The sequence below is a fragment of the Bradyrhizobium sp. USDA3010 genome (assembly GCF_056429065.1).
In genome coordinates this window covers 155,481-174,343 of sequence record NZ_JBWJZD010000008.1, presented here as the reverse complement: position 1 = coordinate 174,343, position 18,863 = coordinate 155,481, and the positions used below count along the sequence as shown (strand labels likewise).

Here is an 18,863-nt window from a genome sequence, read left to right as displayed (position 1 = left end):
TAGAATGAATCGGTAACGGGCGACGACGGGCCGCCGAAACGGCCGTTTACGCGCATAATGACCACATATCCACATCCTGGCTGATCCGATTGAGCGCACCGGCGCGTGTGGTCGCCACCCGGCCAGTAACGACCATCTCCAGTGTATCGCGGACGACGTCGACGACGATCTCTGCAATGACGATTCAGGTATCTTCTTGCGCGTCTCATGCGTGGCTCCCGCCCGGTCCCAGGCCGCAGCCACGTCGCGCCGAGTACCATGAGGCATTGCCGATCCACGTTGGTGGGAAGCAGCTCAGTCCCGGCGTCGAGCTGATTGATCCCGGTTTCGAGACTTCGCACGGCAAAAAGTCGCTCGTTCCAGCGTCTCTCAAACTCTTCGGCTACAAGTCGACTGTCAGCGTCGATCGCGTCATACTGTCGGTGCGCTCGAGCTGGCTGGATACGAGCTTGCCGGAGCACGAAGTCAAGCTTTGACTTCCACTGCCGCGGCGTCGATCGGTCGGATCTTCCGATCTATGTCTACACGGGTGACGCGGATCCGATAACCGCAAGGCTTGAATTTGTTACCGCAGTGGGCCTACGCTCCGACACCCGTGATTGTGGCTCCATCTACGGCTGGACCGGCTTCTAAATCGGCGCAAACGGCGGGTGCGGAACGAGCCGCAATTCCTGGAGTTTCGTGCCAGAAGTTGGCGTGGTCACCATCAGGCGGGCCGCCTATGCAAAATCGGCAGAAATGAACGCAGATCGATTATGACGCTTTCAGCATGGCCCGGCGCGCGTGTATGAGGCTCTCAACCCTGTTGGCGGCAACGTTCAACGTCGCCATATCTGCTGCATTCTCGTCCCCATCCACAATTTTGAGGCGCTGGTCGCTCAAGATGTCATCAATCCGGTTCTCTATCTGGGACAATTCCTCCTCGCGCTCCGCCTTGCGAACCCGACGAGCCAGGACATAGAACGCGTCGAGTGCCGCTTCATCCGGTTTCGATGTCCGCAGGCCGATGAACCGCCAGGCCGCCGCGAGAATCGAGGCCAATCCGCCAAGGATCATCGGCGTCAGGTAGATCGCATTGCTCCATTCGTCCAAAAAGCTCTGCTGGGTGCCATTGAAGTACTCAGCCGCACCTGCATGGACCGGCAGGAAGGCGTCGGGATCCGTGTCGGGAGCGGTGACCTGCGCTAGCATCGGCAGTTCGTGGATGAGGTCGCGCCGCGCGGCGAGAAGCGATTTCGTCAGGTCGGCAATGGTGTCGGGATTGAGCTTTTTTTGCGCGACCAGGTAGAATGACACACGCAATGTCGTCAGGTCGTCGCTCGGAAGCGGTGGCGCGCCGCGCAGCGTGCCCTTCGGCACATCGAAGCTTTCATATGCGGGATGGCTTTCCGCGATCGCCCCGGCCGATTCGATGGGAATGAGCACCGGCTGGGATTTCGCATTTTGCGGGAAGAGGCTGCGCGCCAGCGCCAGGTATTTTTCGGTCAAGGGAAGCACAAGCAGAAGCGCGTCGACGCTCCTCGAGGCGATAGCGCGGCGTACGTCAGACGCCGGGATATCCTTGAAGGTGACTTTCGCGCGGTCGAGATCATATTCCTGACGCAGCGCGTCGACGACGGCTCTGTTGATCTCCCCGCCGACCACGCCGACGCTGTGGCCTTTCAGGCTCGGCACATCAGTCAGCGACGAACCGGGAGGGGCCAAAATCAGTACGACGGCGTGGGTAAGCACGAGGACGGCCTGGGCCTGCGACAGGTCGCCCACGTCACCACGGACGACGGCGAGATCGACCTTGCCCGATGAAAAGGCCTTGGCGGCTTCGAGCGTGCCCGGTTGCTTGACGATCCGCAGCCTTACCGGCGCCCCCGTCGCGGTCAGCCGATTGGCGATGGCAGACAGGATCTTGTCGGCTTCGCCATCAAGCGATCCGACGGCAACTGTCAGCGAGATCGGACGGACATACCAGAGATAGGCGAACAGCCCGGCGCCAATGGCCAGCAGGAAAGCGCCGCTCACCATTACGATACGTAGCCAGGCCGGTAGCTTGATCGAGGTCATCGGGAAACTCTCCGAGCTAAGCCTTGCGTTGCAACGTCGTCAACGGCGCTTCTCCGAAGGCGGCACGATACGTCGCGGCAAAGCGTCCGAGCTCGAAGAATTGATGGTCCCGCGCGATGCTCGCGACGCTCGCCCTAGACGGGTCGGCGCGCCGTAGCGCAGCGCGGACCTTGTTCAGCCTGCGCAACAAGAGGTATCGCATCGGGCTGACGCCGAGAAATTCGCGACAGCACATCCGCAATGTGCGTTCGGCGACGCCGATTTCGGTACAAAGACCGCGCAGCGCGACCTTCCGGTCGACGGATTTGCGTAGCGCTTTTTCGAGGCGGATCATCAAGGAGGTGTGCTTGGAGCGTGTCCCGGGGCTGTCTTCAGTCCCGTCGCCGGTCAGGCAATGGATCACGGCATGTAGCATGTCCTGTTCAAGTGCTCGTGCCACTTCGGGCTGCTCAATTAGTTTGCTTGTGGGGGCTGCCAGGTGACAGGCGTGTTGGAATAGGCGTCGAAATCGGGACAGGTCCGCGCCGCAAGGGTGGAGCAGTCTGGTTGAGCGCGGTGGCAGGATCGGCTGGCCGGTCAATGCCGCACCGCTGCTTGCGAGTTGATCCAGGGGCAGGGATATCAGGCCCCATTGGCATTTCCCGCTCGATAGTTGATGCATCTGCTGGCCTGGGCCGTGAAAAGCGATCTGGTCACTTTGAAAAGCAAACCCGTCGCATTCCAGGCTCGCCCGACCAACTGGAAAGGACAAGAAAGCCCTGTCGACTGCAAGCGAAATGCAGCCAATGCGCGGCAGCCATTCGCGCAGCCGCATGATGACGAGATGGTTCAGTTTCAGCCGCAGCAGCTCCGCTTCGAAATCTCCGGGACCGGTTATTGTGAGATTGACCCCGATGTCGCCAAAACCCGCTTCGTATGCTCCAGGATCGTCAAAGCTTTGAATGGAGCGTTCAGTCATATCCGGTGTTCCATCGGACGGGCGAACGGCTCTTACGGCCTTTTGATGCCCGTGAGTATCCTCGACGCGGCACCATCAGACAACTGATAGGCGCCGGCTATGCAATTCCGGCAGCGTGAGACGAAAGGCCACTTCAGGGAGCGCGGACGCACATCCAGCTCCGGCAAATGCCGCGCTAGCGCAAATCGGGCTGGTCGATTGTGCGTGGTTTGGTAACGAAAATGTTGCGTCAATGAAGGCGTCCCACGATGTTCTCGGTGGGCAGCGTCGTGGGACGATTGAGATGGAGATCGGGATCCTGTGCGGGCCGTCGCAGTGTTTCCGACGGCAACTCTCCAAACAGCTGGCGGTAGGTAACCGAGAAACGCCCGAGCTCCCAGAACCCGTAGTCGGTCACGATGCGGGTAACGGTGGCTTTGGATGCGTCAGCGCGCAGCAGCGCGCGCCGGACCAGATACATTCTTCGCAAGGCGAGATAGCGCATTGGGGCCATGCCGAGATGTTCTTCGCAAGCCGATCGCAGCGTCCGCTCGGAAACGCCTGTCGCAGCGCAGAGTTCGGTCAGATAGATGGCCCGGTTCGGATTTGCGGCCAGATAGTCCTCGAGCCGGGCGATGATCGCATTGTGACGCCGCCTGCCGGCGGTAATCTCGATGCCGGCGCCTTCTGCAAGGCATCGAACCATCAGATAAGACAATTGTTGCTCGAACCCGCGAAGCAGCTCCGGCGATTCCAGTGTGTCCGGCGCCGTACGAGCCAAATCGCCGACGGTCTGGTGCACCTTCAACAGGCGCGCCATCAACTCCGGGCGGGGCCGAACCACGCGGGTTGTCAACTTTTCCAGAAAGTCAGCTCCGATGACGGTCGTGAGAGTTGCGTTCATGTCCTCCTCGGAGAGAGACATCCCTCCATGGCGATGGTTGGCGCCGGAACGCTTGTGCGACACGTCGAACTTGTCGATGATAATATCACCCGGCGTGACGTCCATGCCGCAGTGTTGAATTGAAGCGCCTTCCGATTGCGTCAGAAAGCTGATGGATCTGCGGCCCGGCCGGACGGCAAGTTTGTTAACTTGAGGCAGATTTACCTCGTATCGACTCATCCAAAGCCGATTCAAACCAATCTGCTCTATTTTTAGATCAAACTCACCACGCATTGTCGGAAATACGTTGAGCTCGCATCCTTGAACGGCACTCGGGCAAAGCAGCGGATCTTCGATCCTCATCGTTCTAACCCAAAACACTTCGGATGCTCCTGCAATGGTTGGATATCTCAGGAAAGATGGCTCGAAACTAGCGCAGCATTCCAAAAGTAAAGTTGTAATTCAATATCGCATTCAGGCGCCGATCAATGAAGCCGTTATGACGAACCGAAAGGGCAATTTTCGTCGTGTTGGCGCAACCGGTTGCCGATAGGTCTCGGCTATCACGGGGAATGATAGAAGGTTGGAGCGCTGAAGGCGTTTGAATTTCGAAGCCGCGGATTCGCTGCGAATTCGGTGCCGTGAGCCAAGGGCGCAATCTTTTCGCTTACGCCGAGTTCGTCGTGCCGATTTTGCATAGTCTCGGCTTCGCGCATGCTGCTCTATGAAAACAGAAGGCGGTTCAGGACCAAGCGCCTGCCCGCGATCAATGAGGTTTTGCGAGATGATCGGGAAAGGAAATGCGTGCGCAAGTTCTGGCTGTCGTCGGGTGACATTGGGCTCGGCCTGGGCGCCGCCGGCGTCAATGTTCTTGTCGGTGGCTCGGGGCGGTCATTTGCGTTGCAGCCCGTTTCCGTAGAGGGATCGATTGCCATCAATGTCACTGTCGGCCTTTCCGGCCTGCAGCTGCGCCCGATCTATTGAAGCTCCGCGCTTTTCTCTGGCGTGACGGGATGGGACGCGGCTCCAGTTCGTGGTGTCGAAAGTGCGTGGTGTCGAAAGTGCGTGGCGGGACCGAGCTCGCAGAGATCGGCGAGCCCACAGGAAAGCAAATCGGAAGACCCGGTGTCAACTGATCCGCCGAAAACATGGTATGTTTCATTTGAGGTGCCGAAGAAGGTGCGCAAAGCATCGGCGCAGCGACATCCGAGACGAAGTGAGAGCTTTCCGACCGAGCTCGACGCCCAGAGGTTTGCTCGCCAGAAATTCGAGCAAGGATACGTCGTGACCGCGGGTACCATCAATCCCTGCACACCGCGACGGGCAATTCCTTCGATGCTCATTCACCATTGGTTTGCGGAAATGTCCGAGCCGCCGTTTGTCGAGCCGGCCTCATTCGAGGATACCAAAGAGGCTGATCTGCCGTAGAAGTCACCGCGATGCGGTGCCCTATGCATTGGCAGATTTTGCATAGAGCGTTCCGGCAAGTTGTCGATTTCGTTCCAGCATCCCGCAATCTCCCGGAATATTGAGCGGGGTTCGCCGGACGACGCACAATGCAAAGTTTGACCGAGATATTGCCCGTCCCTCCCTCGATCGATCAGCTTGGCCGCATCATTACTGTCAGTCCGACTGTCAGAATTTACATATTCGTCAGCTCGCTCGGCTGAACCCAGAGGCGTTTCGCGAAGGTCGCTTGTGGTGAACACCGATGGCGCGTCGGTCTTCCGCTGCGGCAACTTGGCCACAGTCGGGAAAACTGAAGGCGGGCGTCAGATTCTGCATAGCGGGTTGCGCGAGTTCGATGCGATTTGATGTTGCATGAATTTCTTCGGTCAATCAGGTGGGGTCATGAACAAGATTGGAAAGCTAGCAGTTGCGATCGCGGCTTCGGCAATGATGGGTGGCTACGCAACCGCGGCGGATTTGCCGGCGGCGCCCGTCTACAAGGCGGCTCCGGTTGCCGCCGTCTACAACTGGACGGGATTCTATGTCGGCGGCAACGGCGGTTATGGCTGGGGTAACCAGGACCCGCTTGTGCTGTTCTCCAACAGGTTCGATCGTTCCGGCTTCGACATCAATGGCGGCATGATCGGCGGCACGTTTGGCGCGCAGATTCAGCAGGGATATGTCGTGCTCGGCTTGGAAGGTGATATGGACTGGGCCAACATCAAGGGCTCGTCCGTCGTAACACCCCGCGTTCTCGGCATCGGGCAGGGCGTCACGCTGAACACGTCGTCGAGCATCAGCGCCTTGGCAACGGTGAGGGCGCGTGTCGGTGTCGCCATGAACAACGTGCTGATCTACGCCACCGGCGGCGGAGCCTTCGTCAGGTCGACCGCCAGCGCATCGAGCATCGCGGGCGTACCCTGCGGCACGCTTGGTGTCTTGCCGGATTGTTCCGGCTCGTCCTGGCGTCCGGGCATCGCCGCGGGGCTGGGCCTGGAATATGGCTTTACGCCGAACTGGTCCGTGAAGGCCGAGTATCTCTACACGAAAGTCGTCGGCACTGGAATCAGCACGGATCAACTGAATATCGTGCGTGGCGGCGTCAACTATCGATTCTGAATGGAGCGGCATTGATGACGCATTCGGGTCGTGTTCGATGCGCGATGTGCCGCCTCAACCATCCGATAGTGCTGCATGGATCCCGATCGCGCATCCGAGCCGATGGTTTTGAGCTCGGATGCCGGTCGCCCGCGAAGGCGCCCGGACTCTGAAAGTCATCGGAAGTCCTTCCACATCCGATCATTCCAAAATGGGGGCTCCCAATGCGTTCGAAACTGCTGCTTTCCGCCGCTCTGCTTGCCGCCGGCATGGCTTCAGCCAAGGCCCAAGTGCCGCTGTCGTCCTATGTCGATGCGAACGGATTCATCGACGTCCAGACGTTGACCTGCGCGCAACTCGCAGGGACTTACCAGGAGGACGCCGATGCGCTGACAGCCTGGTACAGCGGATGGTACAATGGCCTTGCCAAGAAGCATTTCCTTGACCTGCGCAAGGGCAAGCTCGTCGAGCACGAAGTCATTCTCTACTGCAAGGCCAACCCGGACAAGCGCATCATCGATGCTATCGCTGTCGTATTCAAAGCGGAGAGGGAGCTGATGGGCATCCATATGAAGTAGACCGTCCGGAACGGCGTCGTCGCGGCGGCAGACCTGTCCCCTTATGCCGCTTTGCCAAAACCGCGCAGCCTGCGCCATCTATTTCATGTGAGATGCCGCTCTGACGAGTCGGGATTCTAGATTTGAACGATTTCGGGCAATACACCGACGCCATTCGGGGTGCGACGGTGACATTTCTGAAATCCGCCCCATCGTCCCACCGTTGGGGGGTGCGGTATCTCCCCTTGAATCGCACGATGCTTCAGTTCGGAGCCGACGGCGGCCCAGGGATCTCTCATGGCGTCACCGCCTCGAACTTGACGACGGTGATGATCCAGTCGTCCAATTTCGATGATCGCGTCGTGCTCGATGGCGTGCCATTTCATGTGTCGGACCTGGTCATTATGCCCCCGGACTGTCAATTTACCTTTGTTCGGTTCGGTCACGTCGAGTGGATAGCATGGTCGCTGCCGGAGGATGGGGAGGTCGCGAGGAAGATCCTTCCGGTCGCCACAAGTCGGGAATCGCTGAGCACTGCCAAGCATCGCGTCCGATTGCCAATACCGATCGCATCGGGACTGATCGAAGCATCGAGGCGGGCCCTGCGTTCCATCTCCGATTCCGCTTCCACCGATCGGCCCGTGATGGCCCGGGAGACAGAGCGCGCCTTGATGGATGAACTGGCTTACGTCTGGGACAATCGCCTGAGCGAAACCCTCCTGCCCACCAAGTACACCGTCTCGTCCGAGCGAATCGTTCTGGAGGCACTCGAATTCGTGCGGAAAAGGCCGGAAAGCGTCGTCCATATCAAGGATATCGTGAAAGCTACCAAGGTGGAGTACCGAACCTTGCTGCGCGCTTTCGAGCGCTATCTCGGCTTCTCGCCAAAGCACTATCTGAAGCTGCGACAGCTAAACCTAGTTTACCATGAGATCCGTCGCGGGAATGGCGCATCCGCCAGGCTCGCCGATATCCTGGCGGCCCACGGCGTCACCGAGTTCGGCAGGTTTGCCGGCCACTACCGGTCGCTGTTCGGCGAGTTGCCATCCGAGACATATCGCCGGTTTCGCGCAGTGAAGTCTGGCAAGTCGCTGTGAGTTCGGCGTGGTGTTTTGGTGCAACACCGCGGTGAAATGCTCGGCGGTGACAGTTTCTGCATATCAGGTGAGCCTGGGGCGATGGCAAATGGCTAGACTATTCTCCACGTTCGAAAAGGCACACAGACGATGAAAAAAATCAGCTTACTCGCCGCAGCGGCGGTGACGTCCGTTTCCCTGACGGGTATTGCAAAGGCCGCTGACCTTCCTCAGAGACCGACCTATAAGGCAGCGCCGATCGCAGCGCCGATGATGTACAACTGGTCCGGCTTCTATCTCGGCGCGAACGGCGGATATGGCTGGAGCAACCAGTGCATCGATATCACGGCCATCAACGGAATTGGCGGCGTTTTCGCGGAAGGCTGCAATAGCAAAGGCGGCGGCATCATCGGTGGTCAACTTGGCTATCGCTGGCAGGCTGGACCATTGGTGTACGGTCTGGAAGCGCAGGGCGACTGGGCCAACATCCGCAATACGCGCATCAGTGCGCAGGATCCGACCCGCACCTACAAGTCGACCCTCGCCGGCTTGGGCCTTTTCACGGCTCAACTTGGCTACGCGGTCAACGAGGCGTTGTTCTACGTCAAGGGCGGCGGCGCGGTTGGCAGCCAGGACTTTGCCATCATCAACAACGTGACCGGCACGGGCCTAGCTTTCGCGAATCGGACCCGCTGGGGTGGGATCGTGGGCGTCGGCTTCGAGTACGGCTTCTCTCCGAATTGGACGGCCGGCATCGAGTACGACTACCTGTGGCGGGTGAACGAGAGCAACACCTTCCTGACGCCATCATTGGGCCCCATCGCGTCGATCACCTCCAACACCAAGACGGACGCCAATCTGCTCGCGCTCCGCGTCAACTACAAGTTCGGTTACTAATGAAGAGAGGAGGCCGGCCAACTCGGCTGGCCTCCACTCGGTCCCATCATGTGCCTGGGCCCAGGTCGTCCCTGATTCTGGAACTGATCATGCTCTCGAATACGATGTCGAGCGGGCCGAGTAATTCGTGCCGCACACCGGTGTTCAGACAAAGTGATTGGAGACATCTATGATCGCTGCACGTTGCCGCTGCCTGGCTTGGGCCTGTTCGCCGCTACGTCGTCCACTTCCTTAACCGCCGTCACGCCAGATCTCGACCGACCACTTCATCCGCAGGTCTCAACGATCAGTTGATCCAACGCGCCGTCGAGGCCGTGATCTGGTCGACGCCAGCTATAAGCGACGTGTTCTTCCGGCAGTCTCTTTTCCGTGGCTTCGGAATGAAGCCCGGCGACGTCATGGTCATGCGCAAGCCCCTTGTGGCGCGTCACGAGGTGCTTACGGCAAACAACCAAGTCAACTAGCGGCCATGGCATATGAGCAGAAGCAGCCCGTCTTCTCCCTCAATTGATCGCGTAGCACCCGTGGCTTGCCTCAACGCAGCCGCTGAACTCGGCGCGGTGTCCGGGTCCAATTTTGCGCCGGCGTTTGGTTCCGTGGGGCTATCGTGGCTCCTCTTCTGTTCAAGACGTACGCTTCTTTGGCTTCTTGCTTATGGCAAGCGTCTCCGCTCCCTTGGTTCCGTGTTTTTCGAAATCGGCCAAAATTCCCTCGTCAGACAAATCGAGCTTTTTGGAATTTTTCCAATCCCGGCGCGATGTCTTGACGAGCCGCTTCACGACATGCTTGTCGTCTGTCTCGACGGCCAGTTCTCGTCTTGCATCGAAACTTCCTGGCGTGAGGTTGATCGATCCTACAATCGCGCGCTTCTCATCCGCGAGCAGCATCTTGCCGTGCAGCTTGAGGTCTTTGAGTTTATGAATCTTTGCACCGACGTCGTGCATGATGCGGAGACCGCCGACCGCTTCGACAAGCTTGTTCCGCTTCAGCTTGTGCGCGGGCCGCGCCATGATTCGGACGCGAACGCCACGATTTAAGGCTTGAACCAGCCTTTCGATAATCACCGTGTCCTGGTAACGCTCGTTTTGAATCCAGAGGCTTCTCTTGGCCCCGTCGATGAAAGCCGCAATGCGTTCGCGGCCGTCGTTGGGACACCAGATGAGCCGCGACTTGGGGGCGGGCTTGAACGGCTTTCGTGACCAATCGGCGTTGAAGCACGCTATCATCTCCGCAACTTCGCGCTTGCTGGTCGTTACGACGGCGTAGTCGCGGGTTTCCGTAAGGTCCCGCGTCTCCCAATTGAGCGACTCGACAAATCCAGACGCATCATCAACGACCATCGACTTTTGATGGGTTAGTGCAAACTTCTCGCTGCTGTTCCGGACTTTGACACCCGCTTTGAGCAATAGCTTGCGGGCCTCTTCGTTGTCGCTTTCCCCGTCGCGTCGCGCCGGGTTCAGCATCACACGCACGTTGACGCCGCGGTGCTGTGCCGCAATCACGGCACGCAACAGTGTCGGATCGGTGAACAGAAACATTCGAATGTTGAGCGAATGTTGAGCCGCATTGATCGGGTCAAGGATCGATTTGGCGGTGTCATCCGGGAGAACGATTAGCCTGTGCGACATTGCCTTAGCTCCGGAAAATCACAAAGCGAGATGGCCGACCGGAGGCTACGGGGTGCCGGCCGGTTCATATTGGACGCGGTGCAGTTCGGCGTAGACGCCCCCGCGTGCAATCAATTCGTCATTTGAGCCTTCTTCCGCGACGACGCCGTCCTTCAGGACGACGATCTTGTCGGCGTTGACGATGGTGCTGAGGCGATGCGCGATCATGATGACCGTGCGCCCCTTCATTAGACGCTCCAGGCCTTCAATGACCAGACGTTCGGATTCCGAATCGAGCGCCGCGGTGGGCTCGTCAAGGATCATGATTGGACTGTTGCGAATGACCGCACGCGCGATGCCGATGCGCTGCCGTTGACCGCCCGAAAGCGTGTCACCGCGCTCGCCCACAGGGGAGTCGTAGCCGTGCGGCATCCGACTAATGAACTCGTCCGCGTTGGCAATTTTTGCGGCAGCGATGACCTCGTCCTTCGTGGCCCCGGGACGTCCATAGGCGATGTTCTCGCGAATGGTTCCACGAAACAGCACCGTTTCCTGCAAGACGAAGCCAACCTGAGAACGCAGTGACGCTAGCTTGTACGTAGAGACGTCGGCGCCGTCGATCAGCACTCGTCCGCCGGTGGGATTGTAGAAGCGGGGAACCAGGCTCAACACCGTCGATTTGCCAGAACCCGTTGGGCCAACGATTCCCACGACCTGTCCGGGCTCGATGCTGAACGAAACGTCGCGCAACACTGGAGCATCGTCACCGTAGCCGAATGCGACATGATCGAACGTTATGGCGCCCTTGAGGCGACCAGGATCTGTGGCATCCGCATGCTCTTGGATGATGTCATCGGCGGACAAAATGGTTTGGATGCGTTCCAGGGCCACTGTCGTTTGCGCGATGGCGCTTGTCATGCTCGCGAGATCTTTGACGGGTTTGAAGAACTTTGACAGATAGGCCAGATAGACGGTCAAGGCGCCTGCCGTCATCGTCCCTGCGACGATCAGGGAAGTGCCCTTCCACAGCACGATCCCCGTACAGACCGCCACGACGATATTGACCATCGGCGACAGCAGGGATTTCACCTGTCGCGCCTTCAGTGCAGCTTCAACGGTGGCATGGCTCGCGGCCTCCAGATGGGCAACCTCGAGATCCTGCCGTCCGAACGCCTTGACGGCCCGAACCGAACCCAGCCCCTCCTGGACAACGGCAACGATCTCGCTCTGCCGCGCACGCACGGTTCGTGTGACGTCCTTCACCGCCTTCTTGAAGTGGAAGAGGAACACCACCAGGAAGGGCGTGAAACCGACGGCAATCAGAGTGAAATCCCAGTCGAGCCAGAACATCAGCCCGACCATGAAAATGATCGTGATCAGGTCAACGACGATGTCGAGCGTCGATGACGATGCAAAACCTTGGATCGTTGCAACGTCGCTGGTGATCGTGGACATCAGCGCGCCGGTCTTGACGTTGTCATAGTAACGCAGCGAAAGGCGATGGAGATGTTCGTATATACGAATACGGAGGTCGTTTGCCACCCATTGCCCAACGCTTGTCGTGTAGTAATTGTCGATGTAAGTGGCGATTGCTCCGAAGATGGCGATGAACAGGGTTGCGACCCCTGCGAACAGGGCGACGCCGAGCGTATGGCGTCCAAAGCCGTAGTCGTGTGCCCAGGCGAGCCAGTCCGGGAGCTTGTGGTGTCCGAGGGCGTCGTCGAGTACCAGCTTGAGTGGCCACGGTGCCGCCAGGCTCATGGCGATTTCGACCAACATCGCGATGAACACAATGATTAGCCAGCCACGGTACGGCCTGAGGAGGTCAAGAACCAGGCGAGTCAACTGCCCGCTCTTCGCAAGGTTTGCTTTAGAGACTTCGCCGACCGACACGGTAGTCGTTGCAGCGGATTTCGAATGCGGCATTCCTGATCACCTGGTCATGGCCGTCCTTCTACCTCGGTTCAAATTTTCACGATGCGACATCATCCGCTATGCAGAATCGGGCAAATCGTGGAGGCCGAATTGTTCGGATGAGGGAACGAAGCTTCGATGTCGCAGGCATCATCGTTTCGTGGTCGGATTTTGCATAGACGGACGGCGCGATGCCGAAATAAACACGGTCAGCGAAGGCGGTCTTTTCGTGACCGTTGAACCAGGCAAGAACGAGGAGTCGCAGATGCCCATCTCAATTTCGATGATTGTTCTGAGCTCGCAGCTGGTCATGCCCGTGGCTGACGGTGTGCCGAAGTTCGATATCGCCCGGAGCTGCAAGCTCGATATTGCGGCGACCGCGGGCCTCACGGTTGATCAGCCCCTGAAGAGCTGCATGAATGACGAACAGAGGGCCAAGCGGCAACTCGCGGGTCAGTGGCTGAGATTCCCCGCGCCAAGCCGGGAAAGCTGTGTCTCGCAAGAGAGCATTGGCGGCACGCCGAGTTACGTCAGTTTGCAGACTTGTCTCCAAATGGGGCAATGGGTGCGGTAGCAGCTCACCCGTAGTGATCATATTCGCTCAGCGCAATTCGGACTTCACGGGCAAAGTCTACCAGCGAGATGGTGAAAGCGCCGAGCGAGATCATGAAAAAGATGGCGACTCCGCGTTCGTGCTGTATCTGAAAGAATGCGGTTACAAAGGCGACGATCACGAGAAGCGTCACCGCGATACTTGCGATCACTGCCCAGAAGATCGCCCGGTTCATCATCACCGCACGCTGCATCAGACGCGGCAGATCGGCCTTCAGCCGGCATCGGGCCGTATCGTCATCGGGAATCCCGTTCAGGATCACCGTCCGGTCGACGATCCTGTTTAGACGGGAGATCAGGATGGCGATGAAAGCGGCCAGCGCGCCCAGAAGGAAAGCGGGTGCAGCCGCTTGTGAAATGACATGAGATAGCTGAGTTACAGAGGGCGTATCTGGGAACATTGAGCGGCTTTCGGTTGGCATCACGGTCAGCGCGCTTGGTTGGACCACCTGACTTACCGTCCATCCGACGGATCGACTATGCAAAATCGGCGTCGTCTGCATTGAGCCTTCGATTCATTCGGATAGATAATCAGCGTTGCGCGCCGAGCACGGTCCGATCTTGCATAGGCAGATGACTACGCCGGTCCGTATAGCTACTCCACACATCAGCCCGAGTGGGCTCATCCATAGCAGCGATCGGTGTCAGGCTCGCAGGGAGCGATCGATCATGACCAAGCGCCATTTCGTTCGGGTAATGAGCCTTGCAGCGCTGATACTTCTCGGCCCGGCGTTTGCCTCGGCTCAGCAGCCCCCTCCGGGCGTCCAGGCCGGTATGCTGACCTGTAACCTCGCGCCCAGCATCGGCCTGATTGTCGCCGAGAGCCAACGGATGAGTTGCCGGTATGCACACAACGGGCCTTATCCGCCCGAGAACTATAATGGTGTGCTGAACACGGTCGGACTCGAACTCGGCATCACTGCAGGGGGAGCTATGGCGTGGGGCGTGTTTGCTCCAACTCAGGGGACGCCGATCGGAGCGTTGGCCGGCGAGTACGTAGGCGCCAGCGGCGACATCACAGTCGGGGTCGGTGTCGGCGCCAACGTCCTGTTCGGCGGCTCAAACCAGACGATTGCGCTGCAACCTTTGTCGGTAGAGGGGCAGGCGGGTTTGAACGTGTCCCTGGGAGTGTCGGGCCTGACACTCGCCTTCGCGCCCTGATGCCGAGGTCATTTTCCGGGATGTTGCCATAGCCGACGGCGCGACCGCGCTTGCCCAGGGGCAATGGAATGCCCGACTTGATGAGTTGGCGGACCACATCGAGCGGAACGAAGGAGGAGAACGATTGCAGCGAGCTTCGCAGCAGCGAAGCCGCCGATTCCATCTTTGCAATCTGCCGGATATTCGATCCATTCCTCATGCTCTGTCCGTTCTTTCAGCATGCCGGAATCTGCCCGATATCTTCCGCGGTCCTGCGACCAGGGAGGCCGCTTCGGCTAGAGGTAGGCTGTGTAGGAGCTGACCCAGACCAGAATGGAGGCGAGCAGCCCGATAACGCCCGCATTCGCAGCAAAGGCGGTTGCGCTGCCGGACATCCCGAGCCGGAGCGAGTCGCGGCTCATTTCGTCCGGAATGGAGATCGCTGCTGGAAAGACCGACGCCCCACCGATCGCATTGGTCCGCGCAAGGGTGCCGGATGTGGCAATCTGTCCCTGGCCTACCCCCTTTGGAATTTCCGTGATCTTCGCGTGATAGATCCGTCCGGGGGCGTTGTCGAACACGATATCGACGGGCGCGCCGGCCTTGATCGTCTGGAAGCCGTTTTGTGAAAACATTCCGACAATCGTAATTTCATTCTCAACGATAAACGACATCGTTGAGCGTGCCTGGAGGGCACGATCGCCGACAGTGAGTGCAACAGATGTGACATAGCCGTCGGCCGGCGCGCGAATGGTCGTCTGCGACAACTCCCAATTGGCATTCTCCAGCTGGGCCCGAATCTGGGCAACGGCGGTATTCACCCCACCGATTTCCGAATCCAGGGCGAGCTTGGCGCTCTGCTGAGCAGCCTTGGCCGCATTGAGCTGCGCCAGTGACGTCTCGTATTGATTCTGGCGATCCTGTCCCTGGAATTGTGTGTTGGCATCATCAGCGACGAGCTTCTGTATGTCCGCGAGACGTTTTGCGTTGAACGCGACCTGCGAGGTCAAACCAACAACGTTGGCGGTGGCTTGTTCGTAGTTGGATTTCAGTATCTCCGTTTGCTGTTTCGCGGCAGCCAGCGACGCCTGCAATTGCGCTACCTTGTATTGAAATGGTGCAGGATCGATTTGAAACAGGATGTCACCTGCGCTCACCAGCACGTTCGGCTTTACCGGAATGGCTACCACCTGACCTGTCACATTCGGCGTCACCTCGACCACCCGGCCAGCGACCGTCACCTTGCCCGACGGTGTCAGATTGTTGAACAGCGCGAGGAATGTCGCGAGAATAAACGCGCCGATCAGTATCGAAATCGTTCCCGATAGCCAACCCCAGCGCACGAGCTTGAACCTGGAAAACACGGCCCACATCCCAGCAATATAAAGGCACAGGATGATGACCACGGCCGGATCTCCCATCGTTCGGGCACGAGATCGCCATTTGCCGGCAATCGATCAATCCGCGCTATGCAAAATCGGCGTCGTTAAAATCTTCGTACCAAACGATCGCCGTGCTTGTTTTTGCATAGTCGACGCAGCGTGACGTCTCCATGGTGGCCGGCGAGCGAGGCCAGGCCGGAATCATCGTGACCAACAAGGAGATATATCGGCACTCAGACGTTGACCTGCGCTCAGCTTGCGGGCGCCAGGCAGGAAGATGCGGAGTTGCTGACGTCCATCGGAGACGGTGGCAAGGTCGCGGGCGCAACGAGCGCGATGAAGCGATGCGCTTCAGTCAATGTCATCCACCGCAAGGAGCAAATTCGCTAAGTGCAATTCGCGCCTCCAAGCGGGCCACGGGCGCGGACAACGACTAGGCCGTGCTCATCATGGAAAACCTGATGAGCTCGAGGTCGTTGTTTTTCACCGCGGACGCCGAGGCGGGTTTGGACCGACCGTTTTTGCATAGCCAACCATCGCATCGGGCACCTAACATTTACCCATCATCCAAACTCGCATGACCGTGAGCTGCGAACCAGAAGGATTGTTCCGATGTTTACGAAGAGAGATTTACTTCGCTCCACCGCGGCGATCGCCGCGCTCGCGGTCACCACGGCGAAGTACAGCCCGGCAACTGCGCAGAACCAAGCCGATTGGCCCCGGCTGTTGGAGGCCAAGGACATCGCCGAGGAAGGCTTCATCTACGGCCTGCCGATCGTGATGAACTACGGCATCATGTACGAATACGCCGTCGATCGCAACTCGGGACAGTTCAAGGCGCCGTTCAATCAGATCAAGAACGAATCCCAAGTCTTTACTTATAAAGATACCGCCGTCATTTCGCCGAACAGCGACACGCCCTATTCGGTCGTGTGGATGGATCTGAGAGCCGAGCCGATGGTGCTTTCGGTCCCGGCGGTGGATCCAAAGCGCTACTACGCTGTCCAGCTTATCGACGGTAATACCTCCAATTACGGTTATATCGGCCAGCGCGCCACTGGAAGCGATGCCGGCGACTACATGGTCGTCGGACCGGAGTGGAAGGGGACTACTCCCCCCGGAATCAAGAAGGTGTTCCAGTCGGGCACGCAGTTCTCGCTCGCCCTCTACCGCACCCAGCTTCTTGATCCGGGCGACATCGACAACGTGACGAAGGTGCAAGCCGGTTACAAGGCGCAGGCGCTTTCCGCCTATCTGAAGCAGCCGGCGCCGCCCGCTCCGCCGGCCGTGAATTTTCCGAAGATCGACAAGGAACTCGTGAAGACAAACTTCTTCGAGTATCTCGATTTCTGCTTGCAGTTCGCGCCGGCGCTCGAGAACGAGAAAGATATCCGGGCGAAGCTCGCGCGCATCGGTGTCGGGGCCGGAAAGACCTTCAGCTTCAGGGATCTGCCGCTGGAGCACAAAGCCGAGATTCTCATCGGAATGAAGCAGGGAGAACGAAAGATCGGCGAAGCCGTCGACAAGGCCGGCGTGTCGGTCAACGGATGGCGGCTCAGCTCTCTCTTTGGCGACGCCGCATTCTTCAATGGCGACTGGCTGAAACGCGCCGCAGGCGCCAAGGCGGGCATCTATGGAAACGATGCGGCGGAAGCAACCTATCCGCTCGGAAAATTCGATTCGGAAGATAGACCGCTCGACGGCAGCCAGCATAACTACACGCTGACTTTCCCGGCCGGTCAATTGCCGCCGGTCAACGCCTTCTGGTCGATGACAATGTACGATGGCAAGACCCAGTTGCTGATCGAAAATCCGATCAACCGCTATCTGATCAATTCGCCAATGCTGTCGACCTTGAAGAAGAACCCCGACGGGTCGCTGACGCTTTACGTCCAGCACGAGTCGCCGGGTGCGGACAAGGAATCGAACTGGCTGCCAGCGCCGAACGGCCCGATTTATACGGCGATGCGGCTCTATTGGCCGAAAACAGAAGCGCCTTCGATTCTGCCGGTCGGCAAAGGGACCTGGCAGCCGCCTGGCATCAAGCGGGCTTGATGGCATCTGGACCTGTCATGCCGCCCTGAAAGTTACTTGAGCGCTCGAACCCGTGCCGACCACTTTGGTCAGCGCGGGTTCGGGTGGGATGTGCGGACTTCAAGGGCGGCAATCGGAAACGAAGATGGTGGGAAATACTCCACCTGGCGGCAATTCAATCGGCGCGCTCGGACCAACCTGAGCGCGCGGATTTCCGCAGGAAGAATGAGAGGATTTTTCCGTTGGGGGGTGCTAGCGCCGTACCATTGCACAGCCTTAGCTTTGACGAATATTCCGACATGGTTTTTGGAGCGACGGTGAACCTCCCCTGGTCGGTCGGTCATTGCAAATCAGGTTCAATTGTCCTGCAATTTGGCATGGAGGGAGGCTCCAAGATTTTGCACGGCGTTTCTCGCCCGGATACTTTGAGCTTTATTTTCCAGGACGGGCAAATTGCGGATCGCTTGATTTTCGATGGTCAGATCCTTCAGCCTCAGGACTTCGTGGTGCTTCCGCCGGGAAACGATTTTACGTTCGCGTCGTGCGGCATCCATCGCTGGATGTCTATCTCGATGCCTGTCGGGCTCTTTGAAACGTTCGCTTTCAAAACCGGCAGGAAAGATCTCGCTCGGGTCGGGAAGGAAAAGTGCGTCATTTCGGTTCCGGAACAATTGCTTGGATGTTTGACCGCGGCAGCCGCGAGTACCGCCGGGCTCATACGCGAGAAGCAAACGTCAACTCTCCCTGAATCCAGCATTGACGGTTTATTAACCGCATTGATCACCGCCGTTGCGGGTTCGAACAACCAAATGTGTCTCCCAACAGAAAGGTCACGATTGTCCAACGACACCGTGGCAAAGGCGTTAAAGTATGTCCGTGGTCAGAAATGGGGAGGGCTTCAAGTCGCTAACCTGGCCCTCGCGGCTGACGTAACGAGCCGGACGCTGTTGAGGACGTTTCGGCAACAGTTGGGCGTTGGACCGGCAAGCTACCTCAAGCTGCGTCAACTCAACATGGTCCGCCGTGCACTCCGCGGAAAATGTGAGCCGTCAGGCAAAGTCACAAACATCATGAGCGAACACGGCGTTACTGAATTCGGTCGCTTTGCCTCAGAATACAGAGCTCTTTTTGGAGAGCGCCCATCGGAGACAGTGGCGAGGTCGCGGTTGCAAAAAGTGGGCTGAAGCGATGCGCTTCGGCCGGTCTCGTCAACCGTAAT

General features: G+C 58.6%; 18 protein-coding genes. 11 read left to right on the top strand and 7 right to left on the bottom strand.

Annotation, left to right across the window (positions count from 1 at the left end; all coding sequences use genetic code 11):
• The first annotated feature begins 176 nt into the window (after window positions 1–176).
• Complete coding sequence (locus tag AC066Y_RS15485) at window positions 177–476, top strand: hypothetical protein (RefSeq protein ID WP_478274618.1); 300 nt, start codon at window positions 177–179, stop codon at window positions 474–476.
• A 277-nt stretch (window positions 477–753) separates the two neighbouring features.
• Here the strand turns inward: AC066Y_RS15485 and AC066Y_RS15480 are convergent, their stop codons facing one another.
• The 3 genes from AC066Y_RS15480 to AC066Y_RS15470 form a co-directional block, all read right to left on the bottom strand.
• Window positions 754–2,058: an ABC transporter substrate-binding protein gene (locus AC066Y_RS15480; protein WP_478274617.1), complete on the bottom strand. Its 1,305-nt coding sequence runs from the start codon at window positions 2,056–2,058 to the stop codon at window positions 754–756.
• A 16-nt stretch (window positions 2,059–2,074) separates the two neighbouring features.
• On the bottom strand, window positions 2,075–3,016 hold the full coding sequence (locus tag AC066Y_RS15475; protein WP_478274616.1) for an AraC family transcriptional regulator: 942 nt from the start codon (window positions 3,014–3,016) through the stop codon (window positions 2,075–2,077).
• 229 nt (window positions 3,017–3,245) lie between these two features.
• Window positions 3,246–4,241: an AraC family transcriptional regulator gene (locus tag AC066Y_RS15470; protein ID WP_478274615.1), complete on the bottom strand. Its 996-nt coding sequence runs from the start codon at window positions 4,239–4,241 to the stop codon at window positions 3,246–3,248.
• A gap of 351 nt (window positions 4,242–4,592) precedes the next feature.
• Here AC066Y_RS15470 and AC066Y_RS15465 point away from each other — a divergent pair, with 351 nt between their 5' ends.
• From AC066Y_RS15465 to AC066Y_RS15440, 6 genes are all read left to right on the top strand, one after another.
• The gene (locus AC066Y_RS15465; RefSeq protein WP_478274614.1) at window positions 4,593–4,862 is read left to right on the top strand and encodes a DUF992 domain-containing protein; all 270 of its coding nucleotides are present in this window, start codon (window positions 4,593–4,595) and stop codon (window positions 4,860–4,862) included.
• Window positions 4,863–5,003: 141 nt separating this feature from the next.
• Window positions 5,004–5,306, top strand: a complete 303-nt coding sequence (locus tag AC066Y_RS15460) for a hypothetical protein (RefSeq protein ID WP_478274613.1) — start codon at window positions 5,004–5,006, stop codon at window positions 5,304–5,306.
• Window positions 5,307–5,729: 423 nt separating this feature from the next.
• A complete protein-coding gene (locus AC066Y_RS15455) occupies window positions 5,730–6,446 on the top strand; it encodes an outer membrane protein (protein WP_478274612.1) in 717 nt (238 codons plus the stop codon).
• Between the two features lie 203 nt (window positions 6,447–6,649).
• Entirely contained in the window at window positions 6,650–7,003 is a 354-nt protein-coding gene (locus AC066Y_RS15450; RefSeq protein ID WP_478274611.1) for an HdeA/HdeB family chaperone, read from the top strand.
• A gap of 122 nt (window positions 7,004–7,125) precedes the next feature.
• The gene (locus AC066Y_RS15445; RefSeq protein WP_478274610.1) at window positions 7,126–8,079 is read left to right on the top strand and encodes a helix-turn-helix domain-containing protein; all 954 of its coding nucleotides are present in this window, start codon (window positions 7,126–7,128) and stop codon (window positions 8,077–8,079) included.
• A 129-nt stretch (window positions 8,080–8,208) separates the two neighbouring features.
• Window positions 8,209–8,955 (top strand): outer membrane protein, encoded by a 747-nt coding sequence (locus AC066Y_RS15440; protein WP_478274609.1) that lies wholly within the window; start codon window positions 8,209–8,211, stop codon window positions 8,953–8,955.
• 623 nt (window positions 8,956–9,578) lie between these two features.
• On the opposite strand, the gene AC066Y_RS15435 is transcribed toward AC066Y_RS15440, so the two are convergent.
• Window positions 9,579–10,583, bottom strand: a complete 1,005-nt coding sequence (locus tag AC066Y_RS15435) for a phospholipase D-like domain-containing protein (RefSeq protein WP_478274608.1) — start codon at window positions 10,581–10,583, stop codon at window positions 9,579–9,581.
• Window positions 10,584–10,628: 45 nt separating this feature from the next.
• Window positions 10,629–12,488, bottom strand: a complete 1,860-nt coding sequence (locus tag AC066Y_RS15430) for an ABC transporter ATP-binding protein (RefSeq protein WP_478274607.1) — start codon at window positions 12,486–12,488, stop codon at window positions 10,629–10,631.
• 16 nt (window positions 12,489–12,504) lie between these two features.
• Here AC066Y_RS15430 and AC066Y_RS15425 point away from each other — a divergent pair, with 16 nt between their 5' ends.
• Window positions 12,505–13,050 carry a hypothetical protein gene (locus tag AC066Y_RS15425; protein WP_478274606.1) on the top strand — a complete coding sequence of 182 codons (546 nt, stop codon included), beginning with the start codon at window positions 12,505–12,507 and terminating at the stop codon, window positions 13,048–13,050.
• Between the two features lie 4 nt (window positions 13,051–13,054).
• Here AC066Y_RS15425 and AC066Y_RS15420 read toward each other — a convergent pair whose 3' ends face one another.
• On the bottom strand, window positions 13,055–13,591 hold the full coding sequence (locus tag AC066Y_RS15420; RefSeq protein WP_478274605.1) for a DUF2721 domain-containing protein: 537 nt from the start codon (window positions 13,589–13,591) through the stop codon (window positions 13,055–13,057).
• 166 nt (window positions 13,592–13,757) lie between these two features.
• Here AC066Y_RS15420 and AC066Y_RS15415 point away from each other — a divergent pair, with 166 nt between their 5' ends.
• On the top strand, window positions 13,758–14,249 hold the full coding sequence (locus tag AC066Y_RS15415; RefSeq protein WP_478274604.1) for a DUF992 domain-containing protein: 492 nt from the start codon (window positions 13,758–13,760) through the stop codon (window positions 14,247–14,249).
• Between the two features lie 275 nt (window positions 14,250–14,524).
• Here the strand turns inward: AC066Y_RS15415 and AC066Y_RS15410 are convergent, their stop codons facing one another.
• Window positions 14,525–15,634 carry an HlyD family secretion protein gene (locus AC066Y_RS15410; protein WP_478274603.1) on the bottom strand — a complete coding sequence of 370 codons (1,110 nt, stop codon included), beginning with the start codon at window positions 15,632–15,634 and terminating at the stop codon, window positions 14,525–14,527.
• 588 nt (window positions 15,635–16,222) lie between these two features.
• Between AC066Y_RS15410 and AC066Y_RS15405 the strand changes: the two genes are divergently transcribed.
• Together AC066Y_RS15405 and AC066Y_RS15400 are read left to right on the top strand one after the other, a co-directional pair.
• Window positions 16,223–17,665, top strand: coding sequence for a DUF1254 domain-containing protein (locus tag AC066Y_RS15405; protein ID WP_478274602.1), 1,443 nt, complete (start codon window positions 16,223–16,225; stop codon window positions 17,663–17,665).
• Between the two features lie 296 nt (window positions 17,666–17,961).
• A complete protein-coding gene (locus tag AC066Y_RS15400) occupies window positions 17,962–18,828 on the top strand; it encodes a helix-turn-helix domain-containing protein (RefSeq protein ID WP_478274601.1) in 867 nt (288 codons plus the stop codon).
• The last annotated feature ends 35 nt before the right edge of the window (window positions 18,829–18,863 follow it).